The following is a 15,929-nucleotide window of genomic DNA, read 5'->3' as shown; positions in this document are numbered from 1 at the left end:
CGTCTGTGTGCTGGTTCACACTCGAATCCATCGCAGCTGTTGACGGTCAACAGTGAGCCCCTATTCTTGGATCGAAAGGATTTGCCGCCATGAGCGATCAAGCTCTTCAGATGCGCGGTCCGGTGCATGGCACTCCGGACGCAAAGCGCGTGGCCATCGGCTCCGGCGTCGGTGCGGTCATCGAGACCTACGACTTCATCGGCTTCGGCACCGCCGCGGCGCTCTACTTCGGGACGGCCTTCTTCCCCGGCGCCAGCCCGATCGCCGGCACGCTCGCCGCATTCGCCACCCTGGGCGTCGGATTCGCCGCCCGCCCGATCGGCGGCATCATCGGTGGCCACCTCGGCGATAAGCTCGGCCGCAAGCCGGTGCTGGTCGCGTCGCTGATCGTGATGGGGCTAGCCACCTTCGCCATCGGACTGCTTCCGACCTATGCGATGGCAGGCATCGCTGCCCCGATCCTGCTGGTGACGGTGCGCATCATCCAGGGCCTGGCCTTCGGCGCCGAATGGGGCGGGGCGATCCTGATGAGCTACGAACACGCGCCGTGGAAGGAAAAGGGCCGCTTCACCGGCATCGTGCAGGCCGGCTTCCCGGTGGGATTGCTGCTGGCCAACCTGGTCTTCCTGTTCAGCGTGCACCTCGGCGGCGATTGGGCCTGGCGGGTGCCCTTCCTCGGCAGCATCGTGCTGGTGATCGTCGGCCTGATCATCCGGGCGAAGGTGCCCGAATCTCCGGTCTTCGAGGACGTCAAGGAGCACGGCGACATCGTGAAGTCTCCGATCATCGAGGTGATCAAGACCGACTGGCGAAACATCGTGCGCGGCATCGGCCTACGCATCGCCGAAACCGCGGGCTACGCCGTCTCCATTACCTACATGATCTCCTACCTCAAGAGCGAAGGGCTCGCGACGAAAACCGAAACGCTCACGGCGCTGTGCATCGCCGCCGCAATCGGCATCTTCGCGACACAGGCCTGGGCCCGGCTGACCGACAAGATCGGCCGGCGCCCCGTCTACATCTGGTCCTGCGCCTTCGCCGTCTTGTTCGGTATTCCGATGTTCCTGCTGGTCAACACCGGTTTGGCGGTGTTGGTCATCGCCACCGTCGTGCTCGCCTACGCGGTGTGCCAGAATTCGCTCGCCGGTGCACAGGGTGCCTGGTTCCCCGAACTTTTCCAGGCCAAGACCCGCTCCTCGGGAGCGTCGCTTGCCTATCAGATCTCCGCAACGGTTTCCGGGTTCACGCCCTTCATCACCACGCTGCTGTTCGTCACCTTCGGCTGGCTCGGTCCGGCCCTGCTGTTCAGCAGCTACGGCGCAATCGGCCTGTGGGCCGCACTCTCGACGCGCGAGACCTGGGGCCGTCGTGAGCGCGCGCTCGCGGACGCCGCCGCCGCCGAGGTGATCGCGGCCCCCGCCGCGAAAATCGCAGCCTGAACCGCACTTTCAACTTCTCAATCGACTTCGAGGACTTCGATGACTCTCACACTGACCGGCGACGTCGTGTCGCCCTCCACCGAACAACGAATCGAGCGGGTCAGCGCGGCCGCCTACCGCATGCGCCACCACGCACTGAACATGGGTGAAGTGCAAGGCCAGGGCTACGTTGGCCAGGCACTCGGCTCCGCGGACATGCTCGCCACGGTGTACGCCGACCAGCTGCGCTTCCGCGCCGAGGATCCCGAATGGGAGGGCCGCGACCGGTTCCTCCTGTCCACCGGGCACTACGCAATCGGCTTCTATGCTGCTCTCGCCGAGGCCGGAATCATCGGGGTCGACGAACTCGAGACCTACGGGTCCGACGGATCGAGGCTGCCGATGTCGGGAATGTCCACCTACACCCCCGGCATGGAGATCTCCGGCGGATCGCTGGGCCACGGACTCAGCATCGCGGTCGGGATGGCACTCGGGCTGCGGCACCAACGCTCCGCCGCCCGCGTGATCAACTTCCTGTCCGACGGGGAGCTCGACGAGGGCTCGACCTGGGAGGCCGCCATGGGCGCGAGCCACCACCGACTCGGCCACCTCACCGCCATGGTCGATATCAACGCACTGCAGGCCGACGGGCACACCGGCACCGTGTTGCGCACCGAGCCGGTCGCCGACAAGTGGTCCGCGTGCGGCTGGTTCGTCCGTCGGGTCGACGGCAACGACGTCGCCGCGCTGCTGGATGCCTTCGACTCCGTTTCGGCACAGACGGATTCGACCGGTCAGCCCTCGGTGATCCTGTGTGACACGCGAGTCGGCAAGGGCGTGCCGCTGCTGGAGAACCGGGAGAAGGCGCACTTCATGCGCATCGAAACCGACGAGTGGCAAGTCTGCCGCGACCAACTGACCGCAGGATACGAAGGAGAAACCCAGTCATGACCACAACGCGGCTACGCACCTCGGCGATGATCGCGTCCTTCGCCGACGAGGGCCAGAAGACCACGCCGGCGCCGTTCGGGCACGCACTGGTCGCCGCGGCGGAGCGCAACGACGGCATCGTCGGGCTCACCGCCGATCTCGGCAAGTACACCGACATGCACATCTTCGCCGAGGCATTTCCGGAACGCTTCTTCCAGATGGGCATGGCCGAGCAGTTACTCTTCGGCGCGGCGGCGGGCATGGCCGAAACCGGACTGATCCCCTTCGCTTCGACGTACTCGGTGTTCGCCGCCCGGCGTGCCTACGACTTCCTCTGCCTCGACATCGCCGAACCGAACCTCAACGTCAACATCGTCGGTGGATTGCCCGGGCTCACAACAGGTTACGGCCCATCGCACCAGGCCACCGAAGACATCGCGATCTTCCGCGGCATGCCCAACCTCACTATCGTCGATCCCTGCGACTCGGTCGATATCGAACAGGCGGTACCGCAGCTGGCGGCCAGCGCCGGGCCGACCTACCTCCGGTTGTTGCGCGGGCAGGTGCCGACCGTGCTCGACGAGTACGACTACACCTTTGAGCTCGGCAAGGCCAAGGTGCTTCGGCCCGGCGCAGACGTGGTCTTCGTCTCCAGCGGACTGATGACCATGCGGGCGCTGCAGGCCGCCGATCAGTTGGCCGCGCATCATGTCGACGCGGCTGTGGTACACACCCCGACCATCAAGCCGTTCGACGCCGACACCGTGCTCAACGAGGTGGATACCGACCGGCTGGTGGTCACCTGCGAGAACCACACGGTGGTCGGCGGGCTGTTCGAGACGGTAGCCGCGGCTGCGGCGCGCCGAGGACTCGGCAAGAAGATCGTTCCGGTAGGCCTGCCCGACGAATTCCTCGCCGCCGGCGCACTGCCCACACTGCACGACCGCTATGGGCTGTCCACCTCGCAACTGGTATCGACGGTGTTGAAGCATGTCGCCTGAAAGCCGAACCCTCCTTCGCGGCGTAGGATCAACTGTCGACAGAGCCTCTGTCGACAGTCGGTCGATGCGCAAGGGAGGGCCGATGGCCTCGGATCCGGTGTCGTTGCTGCGTTTGGAGAAGACCAGTCTGCGCCAGCAAGCACTAACCGCGCTTCGGCGTGCCATCACCACCGGTGAGCTGCCCGCAGGAACTCACCTCGTGGAGACGGAGCTGTCCGAGGCGCTGCATATCAGCCGCGGCACGCTGCGCGAGGCGATGCGTCAACTCCAGCAGGAGGGTCTGATCTCCGCCGGCGAACGGGGTCGGCTGTCGGTTCGACACCTCGACACCAAGGAAATCCGGGACATCTTCCATGTGCGCGCCGCACTCGAGTCCCTCGCCGCGCGACTGCTGTGCGCATTGCCCGATCGCGCCGAGGTCGTCGCCGCGCTGCGGGGCACGGTCGAGGAGATGGACCGCCGCGAGGGCGCGGAGCTCGACGACCGGATCGAGGCGGACCTCGAGTTTCATCGCACGCTGTGCAGGCTGACCGGAAACGAGACGCTGATGCATTCCTGGTCGTCGCTCGAAGGCAGCATTCGGATGTCGATCATGTTCGCGGGCGTCGATCGCGCCGAGCGGAACATGAATGCCAAACGCCACTTCGACATCGTCGACGCGATCGAATCCGGCGACGCGGACAACGCCGCAGCGACTGTTGCGCAGCATATGACCGCCGCTGCCGACGTGTTGGTCGCCGGAGCCGCCTGATTTCGTTCGAATGCGCCCGAACCTGATGTTTAGCGAGTGTCCAGTTGGGTAAATCAGCCCGGCATGGTGTGGACACTCGCGCTCGGCGGCTGGGTCATGGTCTCGCTTCCGGTTGCTCTTGGTCTCGGCGCGCTGGTCGGCCAGGGGCAGGGTAGCGATCCGCGACAACAGCTGTACACGGGCCACTCCGCAAACACTCGCCGCTGAACGGCCAGTTCGGCCGGCGCGGCGACCTCGGCCTTCGAGACGATCGACGTCGCCGGGTAGAACGCGCTGCTGACCAATGCCCCGCTCGACTCACCCCTCAGGATCCTCAGCCGCCGGCGGGACGCGCGTGACTCGGACCTTGCCGGGCAGTTCCGGGGCCGATTCGCGACGCTCCTCGCGCGTGCTCGTCACCGGCTGACGCGGCTCGTCGCGGTCCAGCGATGCCAGTGGCATCTCGCGGCGACCGATGAGATCCCACGACACGTGCTGATGGTGACATTGCGGGCAGATGATGTCGCCGCCCCCCGGCGAGGGAACGGGCGTTCCATCGAATCGGTAGAACGACCAGATAGCACCCTCCGAGTCCGCGACATACTGCACCGTGTAGTCGTTGGCCCACGTGTGGTTGCAACTTCGGCATTGGAAGCGGTACCGCTCGATTGCGCTCTCGATGATCATCGCCATTCTCCGTGCGGTCTCGGGGCTCGAGTTCCGTGCGAGGGCGACTCGCGCGAAGCCGACCCGTCGCGCGGTATGGATCGAGTATGCGCCGGGATACGCCCGTGGTCACCGCCGATTGCTGTGCAATCACGCTCGTCCCGACAAGTCTCGGCACGTCGCGTCGCCGGACCAGCAGTACTGGCTTCCTCCGGCGCGGTCGAGCGCGAACCGACTACGACGACGCGAATCTGAAGCATCGGTTCTTCGAACAATGTTGTTCATTTACGGGTTTGGACCCAAATTTCGGCGGAAACTCTCGCGGGACGGATCGATCGCGAGCGGGCGTCGGTCTGAAGAATCACCTGCGGAAGGAACTGCGACAATGCCGACACTCAAGCCAAACTTCGCCGACGTCCAGGCCCACTACGATCTCTCCGACGATTTCTTCGCCCTGTTCCTCGACCCCAGCCGTACATACAGCTGCGCGTATTTCGAACGCGACGACATGACGCTCGAGGAAGCGCAGCAGGCGAAGGTCGACCTCGCGTTGGGCAAGTGCGATCTGCGGCCGGGCATGACGCTGCTCGATGTCGGCTGTGGCTGGGGCTCGACGATGCTGCGCGCGATGGACCGCTACGACGTAAATGTCATCGGTCTGACGTTGAGCCGAAACCAATACGAGCACGTCAGCGACCTGCTCGAACAGCGCCGTGGTGGCACGCGGACCGGTGAAGTTCGGCTTCAGGGCTGGGAAGAGTTCGACGAGCCGGTCGACCGCATCGTGAGCATCGGCGCGTTCGAGCACTTTCGCAAGTCGCGTCACAATGCGTTCTTCGAAAAGGCCTACTCGATTCTGCCGGCCGACGGAACAATGCTGCTGCACACGATCGTGCAGTACAACCGTCACCTGATTCGCGAAAAAGGCCTGCCGATCGACCGCGATATTCTGCTCTTCGCACGCTTCATCCGAGACGAAATCTTCCCAGGCGGGGAATTGCCCGAGCCCGAGTGGGTCGTCCGCGACGCCACCTCCCACGGATTCGAGGTGCAACGCATCCATCCGCTTCAGCAGCACTACGCGCGGACGCTCGACCATTGGGCGCAGGCCCTACGCGAGCACCGGGACGAGGCGATCGCAATCGCTTCGCCACAGACCTACGACACGTACAACAAGTACCTCACCGGATGCGCCGACTACTTCCGCAAGGGTTACATAGACGTCATGCAGTTCACCCTCACGAAGTCTGCTCAGCACGGCAAAGCGGGCGCATGAGCGCGGAACTCGATGCGGTGGTCGACGAGGCGGCTGCCCAGGCGACCGCAATGCTCGGGCGGCGCTATCAGTTGCCCGATCGGTACGAAGTGGGAAGGGAGAAGATCAGGGAGTTCGCGGCCGCCGTCCAGGATGGACACCCCGCGCACTTCCGTGAGGAGGACGCAGCGGCGTCGGGGCACAACCGACTCGTCGCCCCGGTCACCTTCACCGCCATCCTGGGCGGGATCGCCCAGCAGCGGGTGTTCGACGAATTCCTGCCGCACTACGACCTGAGTCAGTTGCTCCACACAGACCAACGCATCCGGATACACCGGCCGGTCTATGCGGGCGACATCCTGGGTTGTCAGATCAGGCTGGCGTCGTTTCGTCGGGCGCACGGCCAGGACTCGTTCGTGTTCGAGACCGACCTGGTCGACAGTGACGGCGAAGCGGTCCAGACCTCGTTGACCACGGCAGTCGCGCGAACCGGCGGCGTGATCGACGAGCAACTCGCCAGGGCAGCCACATCGGTCATGATGTCGCGCGGCAAACCCCTGGACCGGATCACCCAGATGGCGGAGAACGGGTCGGCCGCACCACGCTCCGAGGCGAAGGGTTATCTGCCCCGGCCGCGGCGGCTCCATTCCGCGGTGTGCGTGGGTGACGAGTTGCCCGCGCGGGTGGTGCGGCTTTCCCGCGGCGATCTGGTGAATTACGCCGGGGTGTCGGGTGATCCGAATCCGATCCACTGGAGCGATCACGTCGCGGGTCTCGTCGGACTCGACAGTGTCGTCGCGCACGGAATGTTGACGATGGGCATCGGCGCCGGATACCTCACGCAGTGGCTCGGCGATCCCGGCGCGCTCCTCGATTACGGGGTGCGGTTCAGGAGTCCGGTGTTCGTCGGATCAATGGAGCCGGCGGAGATCGAATTTGGTGGCAGGGTGAAATCCGTCGACGAGCATGCCGGGACCGCCACGATCGCCATGCGGGCCACCAGCGCGGGCAAGCGAATCTTCGGACGGGCCGAAGCGACCGTGCGGCTGGCCTGACGCGTAGACCGGACGGTTAGGGCTTGGATCACCGAACTCCATGGGTCAACGCGGCCGCTCGCGTCGTTGGCGTCGCCCACGACGTCGCGGAGTCGATGCCGCGAACATCTCCGACGTGGCCTTCTGCACTCCCTCGGGCGACCCAACGACGCGTTCTATGCGGTCGTGATCGCAATATTCGGCAATCACTACAGATTGAGCAACGGTCCGGGGTTCAGCTTCGATCGCACAGATATCGACCCCGCCGGGTACACGTCATGCCGGCAACAATTCCGCGGGATCACCCAAGACGATATCCGCCCCCGCATCGCGCATCGCCGCCGCGTGATCCGCGCCGACACGATCGATCCCGATCACGAATCCGAATCCGCCGGCACGGGCCGCCTGCACTCCCGACAACGCGTCCTCGAAGACCGCCGCTTCGGCCGGCGTCACCCCGAATGCTGCCGCGCACGCCAGGAACGAATCCGGGGCTGGCTTGCCGCGCAACCCGACTCGATCGATCTCCACTCCGTCGATCCGCTGCTCCACGAACCCGGTCAGCCCGGTCGCGTCGAGCACTGCTCGCGCATTCTTCGACGATGTCACGATGCCGATACGAAAACCGTTCTGCCGCAACGCCTCCAGATACCGGACCGATCCAGGATACGCCGCCGCCTCCCCCCGCCGGAGTCCGTCGAGAAAGACCGCGTTCTCCTCGGAGCCGAGGTTGTCGATCACCGCCGACGAGGCATCGATCCCCCGCGCGGCCAAGAACGCGCGCACCCCGTCGACGGCCGGGCGCCCGTCCACATGAGTGAGGTAATCCTGCACGGTGAACGGCACGTAGGCGTCACCGTCACGCTCGGCCAAGAACGCGTCGAAGGCATGCTTCCATGCGCTGCAATGCAGCACAGCGGTACTCGTCAACACGCCGTCGAGATCGAACAATGCGACCGCGATCGAATCGGGCAGGCCCAGCACCCGCACTACGTTACCCGCACCGCGGTCTGGCATCGACCGCGCTGCGGTGAATACGCCTGTACCACCAAAGTGTCACGCGGAGTGGGTATATCGGGATCCCTCGTCAATCACCCAGGGGCCCGAGATGCACGCGATGCGGTCAGGCCGCGAGCCACTGTCGTGCGCGTGCAACTCGCTTCATGCCCTCGATCGCATATCGGGATACCGCCGGCGGTGGTTCACGGTCGAGGATGTCGTGCACGTGGGCGAAGAACGCGACCGGTTCTACGCCGAACCGCTCCCGGATCTCCTCAGCCGATCCGCCGCCGAGTTCGAACCAACGCAGCTCGAACTGCACCATGTCGGCGTCGGTCACGACCTTGGCCTCACGCAACCCGGTCTGCTCACGTGATATCGACACCCGTTCATTGTGGGCTACGACCAGTCGGCGCAGGGTGAACGGCGCATGACAATCCACTCACGGTTCATCGGCCTCGGGCCCGTGCTGTTGTCATATCCGTCACGGGGCGAGTCAGCGATCGAGCCGTACCTCCACGTCGGTCTCCCAGCCGCCCTCGCCGTGGCGATGCCAGCCTTGCTCTGGTTCACGTCCGAAGCGCCACACCTGCTCGGCCGCTCCCAGCAACAGCTCCATCGCGCGCGGTTCGACACCGTCGTGTGGCACGACCCGAACGCTGTCGCCGGTAAGCACCAGGCGCCCGACCGTGACCGAGAACCCGGTCCGGCCCCGGCGCACGGCGATCGCCGCATCGGGCGAATCCACGATGATCCCGAACGCCTCCGCATCTCGCGGAGCCAGGCGTCGCCCCCGGTGATAGTCGACTATCACAGCAGCGCCGAGCGTTCGGCTGCACGCGGGTCATGCTCGACGAGAAGGACATGGCGCCAACGGTGTTCACGATGAGCGTAGCGTTGCTGGGCTCCGACGACTCGGAAGCCCGCGCGGGTGTGCAGGGCGAGGCTGGCCGTGTTCTCCGGGAAGATGGCGCTCCGCACGGCATGCACGCCGTGTGCTTGCGCGGCTGCCAGCAGCACTTCGAGCAGCTGGCGCCCGATCCCGCACCCGGTGGCAACAGGGTGCACATACACCGCGTGATAGATCGGTAGCGTCGGGTCGTCGGCCCAGAAGTCGAACGGGCGATTGGCCGCGATCCACCCGAGCACGGTGGGCCCGGCTACGGCGACAAACCGGTACTCGGGCAGGTGGGTGGTGTCGAACGTCTCCCATTGAGGTGCAACCGCGTCCAAGGTCGCGTTGCCCGAATCGATCCCGGCCTGATAGATCGCGAGCACCGACTCCGCATGCGCCGGCAACATCATCGTCGTCGCAACCGCGCGCGGCGTGCGCACTGCACGAACGGGCGGCGCCACCGACCCGGCCGCCGGCAGCGGACGACCAACGCAGGCGATGTTCGCAGTGAATCTCGTCATGATCGACTCCAGCCCGAGGCCTCGTCCCGTCCCGTACGGAAGTGGCCTGCGGCGACTCAACTCGATCGGAGTGAACAGCCGACGAACACGGCGCGTCCAAACCGCGCGACATTCCCAGGAGAATTCGCACCGTGACGCGCTCGATCGCGAACTGCCCGCTGGTCCTGGAAATTGTGCCCAGCAGACACCGTCACCCAGGAAGTCTTAGCTCCCAGATGCAAGGGTGGCCTGGACCGCATGCGCCGACTGCTCGCCACCTACGGCCCAGGCCGCCGAACCTGCCCGAAGAACTAGGTCTTAGCCGCTCGCAGCTTCAGGCTGCGCTTTTCGCTGCTTCCGCTCCGCGCGCTTGTACTTCACCAGCGCAACCAAAGCCTTTGGATTGCGGGCAAACGCGCCCGCGACCTGTAATCCCATTTTGGCTTTCTGGCCAAATGTCAACTTCTGCCCTGGTTCCACCATGTGCCCTCCTCGGTCCTGGTCGTGCGAACAATAGCGGAGCCGGGGCGCGGCACCACGTCCGAGTGTTGGCGTAAGCCGGCATCGCCTCACACAGGTAGCCGGCAAGGCGGGATCCCGAGCGTCGCAATGCGCAGTTCCGACGGCTCCAGCGCGCTTGCCTCGAGTCGTACGGCCCGCCGCAACCGAACCGCCCCCGGCGTATGCGCGGGACAGCCTGCCGTTACGCGGCGTCAGCCGTTACGACGGTCGATTGTCGATCGAGCCACCTGCCGGACAGCAGGCCAGACTTCCGCGGGCGACCTCGGTCGTGTCGGTGCCCAGCCGTGCGGCTGCCGCCCGGGCCGCGCCGAGCAACGCGAGCACCTCGCCTCGGTTGCGCACCGGACGGTCGTTCCACAGGGTCAGCTCGCGCAACCGGGCCAGCCGCACCGGCGGCGCCGGACACCACTGCACCGGGTGGTCGCTCCCACTCAGGGTGTGCCAGAGCAGGTCGAGTGTGCGTTGCACCGGCTGTGACCACACGGCCGGTACGCCACCGCCTGCCTGCACGATCGCGCCAACCATGCAGGCCCCGACGACCGGCCGGCCGGCCATGCGGCGCAGGTCGTGGGCAGTCGCGACGGCGATCCTGTCCCGCTCGTCGCGGTAGGCGAACCACCCATGCTGCACCCAGCCCGCGCGCACGATCGCCTCCGCCTTGTCGAGGACGGTGCAGATCGTGCGCAACTCGGCAAACTGAGCACTGCGCCGGTCCTGTTCGGCGAGGCGTTTCCGCAGCCGACGCCGGTCGCGCCATCCTAGTGACATTGCATCGGCGCCCGACGACTCCGGCCGCGTCGACGTCATCACTTCCGCGGACAACACGCTCATCGCGATCTCCTCGGATCGAGGATCCAGATCAATCCACTGTACGTCGCCGGACATGCCTGGTGGACTCGAGTCGACACCTCGGTCTCGTGTGCTCGGTGCTTCGCACGCGGTCCGCGATCGTCGTCAGGTCCGCAGTGGTTGCGTCAGCGCGCTGCGCCGGGCTTACGGCGGTACGGTCGCGTGCCGGTGACTAGTGTGGGAGGCGAGCAAGCGTTGCGGCTCGTGGCTCGTCCTCGGGCCACAGAAGTTGAGAGGCGGAAGACCATTCGGACGGCTGAGCATCCACGCCCGAGCCACTTCCTTGTCCATATCAGCGACACACACCTCGTCGGTCCCGGCAATGATCTCTACGACGCGGTGGACAGTGCCGCCCGGCTGCGACAGATGTTGGATGGGCTCGCCGCGTCACACGCCCGGCCGGATGCGCTGATCTTCACCGGTGACCTTGCCGACAAGGGCGAGCCGGATGCGTACCGAGCCATGCGCTCCATCGTCACGCCGGTGGCAAAATCACTGGGGGCACAGGTCATCTGGGCGATGGGAAACCATGACGATCGGGCCGGCTTCCGCAGCGCACTCCTCGATCAGCACCCCTCCGACCACCCGGTCGATGCGGTGCACGATGTGGACGGACTTCGGGTCATCACCATTGATTCGAGCGTCCCCGGGCATCACTACGGTGAGATCACTCGAACTCAGCTCGATTGGCTGGCCGGCGAACTCGAAGTCCCGGCTCCGCACGGCACGATTCTCGCGCTGCACCATCCGCCGATCCCGAGCGTCCTCGATCTCGCGGTGTTGGTGGAGCTGCGCGATCAACAAGACCTCGCCGAAGTGCTGCGTGGCACCGACGTGCGGTCGATCCTTGCCGGGCACCTGCACTACTCCACGACCGCGACTTTTGCCGGGATCCCCGTCTCGGTGGCGTCGGCGACCTGCTACACGCAGGATCTCAATGTCCCCACCGGGGCGCTGCGGGGACGCGACGGGGCTCAAGCGATCAACCTGGTCCACGTCTACCGCGACACCGTCGTCCACTCGGTGGTACCCACGGGGTCCCACCAGCCGGTCGGCGAGTACGTTTCGCCCGCCGAGACGGCGCGCCGACTCGTGGCTGCGGGCGTGCGGATTGCCGACACCGAGCCGGGCCGAGCCGGCGCTAGGTCTGATCCGCCTTCTCCCACGGTGCTGGGATCGGGAAGTAGGTCTCGAGAAACGTCGTGAGCGCCGATGCCCGGGCCTTGGCATCGATCTCCGGGAAGCTTCCGTCGTTCAAGCAGAAGAAGTCCATCGACCGCTTGGCCAGCAGCCGGTCCATCTCGCCGAGTCCGGCCCTGGTGGTGGTGTCGACATACTTCACTCGTGCCGCCGTCTGCACCACTGCGTGTCCGGCCAGCAGTGCGTAGAAGTGATAAAGCGAGTTCGTCACGGAGATGTTCTCGCTGGCCCTGAAAGTACTTGCCGCCGTTGCCGCGAACTCCTCCGGGAACTCGCGCTCGAGCTCACCCAACACGCTCCGGCGTAGCGGTGTGGGGGCGTGTTCGAGGTGACGAGTCGTGACGCGCCCGAATCGTTGGAGCAGCAGTCGACGGTTCACGCGTGCCGCGTTCTCGAACCCACTGCGCTCTTCGTCGTTGCTGCCCAACCCGATTCGCGTCGTCGCCTCGATGAACATCGAGATTCCGCCCGGCGAGAAGAACATCTGGGGTCCCACCGGGCGACCGAAGAACATGTCGTCGTTCGAATACAGGAAGTGCTCGGCGAGGCCGGGAATGTGGTGGAGCTGGGACTCGACCGCCTGCGAGTTGTAGGTGGGCAACACCGAGGGATCGACGAAGAATTCGGCACTGCGGACAAAGGTAACCCGTGGATCGTCGACAAGCCACGCGGGCTTGGCCGAGTCTGTCACGACGAAGATTCGGCGAATCCAGGGCGCGTAGAGATACACCGAGCGCAGCGCATACCTCAGCTCGTCGACCTGACGGAACCGCGCTTCGTGCGCGTCTCCCTCACCGGCGACGAAGTTCTGCATGCGCGCTGCGCGTGCGCGTTGCCACTCCCGATCGGATCCGTCGACCCAGGAGAACACCATGTCGACGTCGAAATCGATGTCGGATGCGTGGTCGGCGAACATCGTCTCGATGGTCGGCCAGCTCAGCCCGAACCGTTCGACGGTGCCCCTGATCGCCTCCTCCCGGCGAATCGATCGCCTGGTCAGCGAGTTCTCCACCGGCAACACGATGTCGCTGTCCGTGAAGGACCACAGCTCGATTTGCACCCCGGTCGCGGCGCCGTAGGTCAGTCCGCTGCCGACGTGCACCCGTGGACGGAACAGCCGAAATATCCGCGCGAGGGAGGTGGTCGACAGCTTCCCGTCCCCGACGAGCAGCGCCTTGCCCTTCTTGGCATCCACTGTCTTGGCGTAGAACGGCTCGCGTTCACAGGCCGTCACCAGCACTTCACGCAGTGTCCTGCGGTTCGCCCAGTCCACGGCGATGACCGGACGTTCGTCGTTGCCCCGGACCAGAAGATAGGCGATCCCAGCCGTGTCGAGCGCGCCGCGCAAGAACAGCAGGTCCTCGATCATGGCCTGCAGCGGTGTGGTCGTTGTGATCGACAGTGCGTATCGGTCCCGGTAGCGAACGACCTCCGGGCGATCTCGCAAACGCGCGATCGAGGCAGCCGACGGATGCTGGATTTCGTCGCTTGTCTCCTGCTCCGCGGGAACGAAGTAGATCTCGGGCGGGGCGGCAGACTGTGTGATGGCATTCCTCTCGGGCGCAGTACGTGCCCATCATTCTAGTGGCGGCCCACGCGAGCGGACGCCGTAGCACTACATGATCGATATTCGGCCGTTGGGTGGACACCGGTCAGGCCAGTGCCGCCCGACCAGGCACAAGGCGGACCGAGTTCGCAATGATAGGGGGATGGAAGTCGACCGGGAACGCACCCAGGCACTTGCCATTCCGCCGGGCCACCTTGTCGTTCTTGCGCTGGCAGCTACGACGCGGAGTGCCGGCGCCGCTGGATGCGGCGCCACCCGGTAGTCGCTGATGGCGCGCGTCAACGAGCGGCTGGTGCGCGACGGCTGCGAAGCCGTCGCACGCAGCGGCGGAATGGGCGGGACCCTTTCCTCGCACACCGTCGACCTGCCTCGGAGACGACATCGCGGCCTACATTGCCGCCGAGCACACGGTCGGTGAGATGCTCGATTACGGGATCATCGGGCCACGGCTGCAGCAGCTCTACGGATGATCGGCCGGCGAACTCGACGAGCCCAGACTGCTCGACTGCGTTCCGCGACGGGAGCCCGACCTACGCCTGGCCTATCCGGCGCGTGCTGCCCGCGAAACCACCGAGTTGGTCCGCCGTCTCGCAGCCAAGCACCCGGGTATCGACCGGCCGACGGAAAGCGGGACGGGCCGAAGCGCGAAAAGCAAGCTTCTGGCAGTCTCGGACAGAACCGTCTCGCACAGCCACCGAAGGGAGATCCTCATGACCGCCCCCGTCTTCGACAAGTCCGATCAGCTGGAACAGGTGCAGCAAGGCCTGCTCACCGGCGAGCGCATCCTCGCGGTCTACGACTGCACCGGCGCTGGGACAGGGTTCGTCGGCCTGACCAACCTTCGAGTCGTCATCCAGGACAACAGCTTCGTCGGCAAACGCACCGCGATCACGTCGATCCCCTACCGGAACATCCGGTCGGTGTCATTGCTGAGCAATAAGTCGTGGGCAGGAAAGTTCTTCTCCTCGAGCAGCATCGCCATCGCGGCGGGGTCGGACACCTACGAAGCCGATTTCCGCGGGAACGAGAAGGCCCACCAGGTGCACACCGTGATCCTCGAACACATCACCACACAGAGCGGCGGTCCAAACCAGCCGTGAGCGTCGCAGGCCAGGTGAGCCCAAGGACGGCGTGGACGGTCACCTCCCGGATACCCGGAAACCGCGACGCCCGCCCAGCCACTAACCGGCGTCAGCTTGGGGGACCACTTGCGCACCACGGAGCCACGCCAGATTCGTGCTGCACAACATAACTGACGGCACCTGAGCCTATTCAGTGCGGCAGCACTCCAATTTCGAGGCGGATGGGCGGATTTCGGCCCGCCGCACCTGAATTTCGGTCAAGTGCGCCACAACCCCGCCGACCCGGGGAAACAGGTCCGAATGAGATTCCGTCTCAGATTCCTGGACCCGACCCCGCGGTTCGCCGCCCTGCCGCGTGCTGGGTTATTTCCGGTTTTGGTGTTCGCGTTCGGAGGCGAGTGCGGCGTTGCTGTCGCGTAGTTCGGTGTTGGCATCTTCGAGTTCGAGGATGCGGGCGATCGCGACGAGGTTGATCCCTTGGCCGGTCAGGTCGGCGATGCGCGCCAGCCGAGCCAGATCGTCGTCGCTGTAGCGGCGGGTGCCGCCGGCACTGCGCGCCGGCGTGATCAGCCCGTGCTGTTCGTACAGGCGCAGCGAATGCGTTCCCATCCCGGCGAGTTCGGCGGCCACTGAAATCCCGTACACCGCCCGCCCGGGGCTGGGCCGATGATCGCGCCCGGATGCGGGCTGGATGTCGTCTCGATCGGCCGACATACCACTCCTCCCTCGTCGCTTGCAGATTACCTCATTTTGACTCTTGCGCTCACCTCAGTCCAGTGATAAATAAATCTATGGCAGATGACAGAGGTTATCTGACCTAACCTACGAGCAAGAATGGAGTGAGTGGAGGTGGCGACCATGCTGATGCGCACCGATCCTTTCCGGGATCTGGATCGATTTACGCAGCAGGTGTTCGGCACGTCGGCGCGGCCGGTGGTAATGCCGATGGACGCCTGGCGCGAGGGCGATGAATTCTTCGCCGAACTCGACCTGCCCGGGATCGACCCGCAGTCACTGGATCTGGATATCGAGCGCAATGTGGTGACGGTGCGGGCCTCGCGCCCGCCATTGGACGCGGATCGGTCGATGATCGCCGCGGAACGCACCCGCGGGGTGTTCAGCCGGCAACTGTTCCTCGGTGAAAATCTCGATACCGACAAGATCCGCGCCGACTATCACGACGGGGTATTGCGCCTGGCGATCCCGGTCGCGGAGAAGGCCAAGCCTCGCAAGATCGAGATCACCCACCAGCGCGAGGGCCATCAGGCGATCAACGCCTGA

Annotated in this window: 19 protein-coding genes; 10 read left to right on the top strand and 9 right to left on the bottom strand. The window is 65.4% G+C overall.

Annotated elements, in window-relative coordinates; genetic code table 11:
* Positions 1-89: 89 nt before the first annotated feature.
* The 5 genes from OG921_RS13170 to OG921_RS13150 all read left to right on the top strand — a co-directional run bounded on the left by OG921_RS13170 (position 90) and on the right by OG921_RS13150 (position 4,307).
* A complete protein-coding gene (locus tag OG921_RS13170) occupies positions 90-1,439 on the top strand; it encodes an MFS transporter (protein WP_266112915.1) in 1,350 nt (449 codons plus the stop codon).
* Between the two features lie 120 nt (positions 1,440-1,559).
* The gene (locus OG921_RS13165) at positions 1,560-2,369 is read left to right on the top strand and encodes a transketolase (RefSeq protein WP_266113216.1); all 810 of its coding nucleotides are present in this window, start codon (positions 1,560-1,562) and stop codon (positions 2,367-2,369) included.
* Entirely contained in the window at positions 2,366-3,349 is a 984-nt protein-coding gene (locus OG921_RS13160) for a transketolase family protein (RefSeq protein WP_266112914.1), read from the top strand. The genes OG921_RS13165 and OG921_RS13160 overlap by 4 nt, the downstream gene beginning before the upstream one ends.
* Before the next feature lie 82 nt (positions 3,350-3,431).
* On the top strand, positions 3,432-4,100 hold the full coding sequence (locus tag OG921_RS13155; RefSeq protein WP_266112913.1) for a GntR family transcriptional regulator: 669 nt from the start codon (positions 3,432-3,434) through the stop codon (positions 4,098-4,100).
* Positions 4,101-4,136: 36 nt separating this feature from the next.
* Positions 4,137-4,307, top strand: coding sequence for a hypothetical protein (locus OG921_RS13150; RefSeq protein ID WP_266112912.1), 171 nt, complete (start codon positions 4,137-4,139; stop codon positions 4,305-4,307).
* Between the two features lie 90 nt (positions 4,308-4,397).
* Here OG921_RS13150 and OG921_RS13145 read toward each other — a convergent pair whose 3' ends face one another.
* Positions 4,398-4,766 (bottom strand): hypothetical protein, encoded by a 369-nt coding sequence (locus tag OG921_RS13145; RefSeq protein WP_266112911.1) that lies wholly within the window; start codon positions 4,764-4,766, stop codon positions 4,398-4,400.
* Positions 4,767-5,130: 364 nt separating this feature from the next.
* Between OG921_RS13145 and OG921_RS13140 the strand changes: the two genes are divergently transcribed.
* Both OG921_RS13140 and OG921_RS13135 read left to right on the top strand, forming a co-directional pair.
* Positions 5,131-6,021, top strand: coding sequence for a cyclopropane mycolic acid synthase family methyltransferase (locus OG921_RS13140; protein ID WP_266112910.1), 891 nt, complete (start codon positions 5,131-5,133; stop codon positions 6,019-6,021).
* Positions 6,018-7,055, top strand: a complete 1,038-nt coding sequence (locus OG921_RS13135; protein ID WP_266112909.1) for a fused (3R)-hydroxyacyl-ACP dehydratase subunits HadA/HadB — start codon at positions 6,018-6,020, stop codon at positions 7,053-7,055. Before OG921_RS13140 ends, OG921_RS13135 begins: the two co-directional genes overlap by 4 nt.
* 255 nt (positions 7,056-7,310) lie before the next feature.
* On the opposite strand, the gene OG921_RS13130 is transcribed toward OG921_RS13135, so the two are convergent.
* The 6 genes from OG921_RS13130 to OG921_RS13105 form a co-directional block, all read right to left on the bottom strand.
* Entirely contained in the window at positions 7,311-8,018 is a 708-nt protein-coding gene (locus OG921_RS13130) for a beta-phosphoglucomutase family hydrolase (RefSeq protein ID WP_266112908.1), read from the bottom strand.
* Positions 8,019-8,157: 139 nt separating this feature from the next.
* Positions 8,158-8,418 (bottom strand): DUF3263 domain-containing protein, encoded by a 261-nt coding sequence (locus tag OG921_RS13125; protein ID WP_266112907.1) that lies wholly within the window; start codon positions 8,416-8,418, stop codon positions 8,158-8,160.
* A 111-nt stretch (positions 8,419-8,529) separates the two neighbouring features.
* On the bottom strand, positions 8,530-8,781 hold the full coding sequence (locus tag OG921_RS13120) for a hypothetical protein (RefSeq protein ID WP_266112906.1): 252 nt from the start codon (positions 8,779-8,781) through the stop codon (positions 8,530-8,532).
* Positions 8,782-8,843: 62 nt separating this feature from the next.
* Positions 8,844-9,449 (bottom strand): GNAT family N-acetyltransferase, encoded by a 606-nt coding sequence (locus OG921_RS13115; protein ID WP_266112905.1) that lies wholly within the window; start codon positions 9,447-9,449, stop codon positions 8,844-8,846.
* Positions 9,450-9,746: 297 nt separating this feature from the next.
* Positions 9,747-9,911, bottom strand: a complete 165-nt coding sequence (locus OG921_RS13110; RefSeq protein WP_266112904.1) for a hypothetical protein — start codon at positions 9,909-9,911, stop codon at positions 9,747-9,749.
* Between the two features lie 237 nt (positions 9,912-10,148).
* Entirely contained in the window at positions 10,149-10,781 is a 633-nt protein-coding gene (locus tag OG921_RS13105) for a hypothetical protein (protein WP_266112903.1), read from the bottom strand.
* 264 nt (positions 10,782-11,045) lie between these two features.
* Here OG921_RS13105 and OG921_RS13100 point away from each other — a divergent pair, with 264 nt between their 5' ends.
* Positions 11,046-12,005, top strand: a complete 960-nt coding sequence (locus tag OG921_RS13100; protein WP_266113215.1) for a phosphodiesterase — start codon at positions 11,046-11,048, stop codon at positions 12,003-12,005.
* On the opposite strand, the gene OG921_RS13095 is transcribed toward OG921_RS13100, so the two are convergent.
* On the bottom strand, positions 11,941-13,446 hold the full coding sequence (locus OG921_RS13095; RefSeq protein ID WP_266112902.1) for a stealth family protein: 1,506 nt from the start codon (positions 13,444-13,446) through the stop codon (positions 11,941-11,943). The two genes, OG921_RS13100 and OG921_RS13095, sit on opposite strands and share 65 nt — an antisense overlap.
* A gap of 830 nt (positions 13,447-14,276) precedes the next feature.
* On the opposite strand from OG921_RS13095, the gene OG921_RS13090 reads away from it, so the two are divergent.
* Positions 14,277-14,666, top strand: a complete 390-nt coding sequence (locus OG921_RS13090) for a PH domain-containing protein (protein WP_266112901.1) — start codon at positions 14,277-14,279, stop codon at positions 14,664-14,666.
* A gap of 345 nt (positions 14,667-15,011) precedes the next feature.
* Here OG921_RS13090 and OG921_RS13085 read toward each other — a convergent pair whose 3' ends face one another.
* Entirely contained in the window at positions 15,012-15,362 is a 351-nt protein-coding gene (locus OG921_RS13085; RefSeq protein WP_266112900.1) for a MerR family transcriptional regulator, read from the bottom strand.
* Between the two features lie 129 nt (positions 15,363-15,491).
* Here OG921_RS13085 and OG921_RS13080 point away from each other — a divergent pair, with 129 nt between their 5' ends.
* Positions 15,492-15,929 carry an Hsp20 family protein gene (locus OG921_RS13080; RefSeq protein ID WP_323182774.1) on the top strand — a complete coding sequence of 146 codons (438 nt, stop codon included), beginning with the start codon at positions 15,492-15,494 and terminating at the stop codon, positions 15,927-15,929.

Source organism: Aldersonia sp. NBC_00410 (genome assembly GCF_026342035.1).
Classification (GTDB): Bacteria; Actinomycetota; Actinomycetes; order Mycobacteriales; family Mycobacteriaceae; genus Aldersonia.
Note: the sequence above shows the minus strand (reverse complement) of the source record. Positions and strands in the feature narration are given on the sequence as shown.

What these genes read in the sequence shown, in the direction of transcription:
- OG921_RS13170 (WP_266112915.1), top strand. Translation starts at nt 90, where the DNA reads ATGAGCGATCAAGCTCTTCAGATGCGCGGTCCGGTGCATGGCACTCCG.
- OG921_RS13165 (WP_266113216.1), top strand. Translation starts at nt 1,560, where the DNA reads ATGCGCCACCACGCACTGAACATGGGTGAAGTGCAAGGCCAGGGCTAC.
- OG921_RS13160 (WP_266112914.1), top strand. Translation starts at nt 2,366, where the DNA reads ATGACCACAACGCGGCTACGCACCTCGGCGATGATCGCGTCCTTCGCC.
- OG921_RS13155 (WP_266112913.1), top strand. Translation starts at nt 3,432, where the DNA reads ATGGCCTCGGATCCGGTGTCGTTGCTGCGTTTGGAGAAGACCAGTCTG.
- OG921_RS13145 (WP_266112911.1), bottom strand. Translation starts at nt 4,766, where the DNA reads ATGATCATCGAGAGCGCAATCGAGCGGTACCGCTTCCAATGCCGAAGT.
- OG921_RS13140 (WP_266112910.1), top strand. Translation starts at nt 5,131, where the DNA reads ATGCCGACACTCAAGCCAAACTTCGCCGACGTCCAGGCCCACTACGAT.
- OG921_RS13135 (WP_266112909.1), top strand. Translation starts at nt 6,018, where the DNA reads ATGAGCGCGGAACTCGATGCGGTGGTCGACGAGGCGGCTGCCCAGGCG.
- OG921_RS13115 (WP_266112905.1), bottom strand. Translation starts at nt 9,449, where the DNA reads ATGACGAGATTCACTGCGAACATCGCCTGCGTTGGTCGTCCGCTGCCG.
- OG921_RS13110 (WP_266112904.1), bottom strand. Translation starts at nt 9,911, where the DNA reads ATGGTGGAACCAGGGCAGAAGTTGACATTTGGCCAGAAAGCCAAAATG.
- OG921_RS13105 (WP_266112903.1), bottom strand. Translation starts at nt 10,781, where the DNA reads ATGAGCGTGTTGTCCGCGGAAGTGATGACGTCGACGCGGCCGGAGTCG.
- OG921_RS13090 (WP_266112901.1), top strand. Translation starts at nt 14,277, where the DNA reads ATGACCGCCCCCGTCTTCGACAAGTCCGATCAGCTGGAACAGGTGCAG.
- OG921_RS13085 (WP_266112900.1), bottom strand. Translation starts at nt 15,362, where the DNA reads ATGTCGGCCGATCGAGACGACATCCAGCCCGCATCCGGGCGCGATCAT.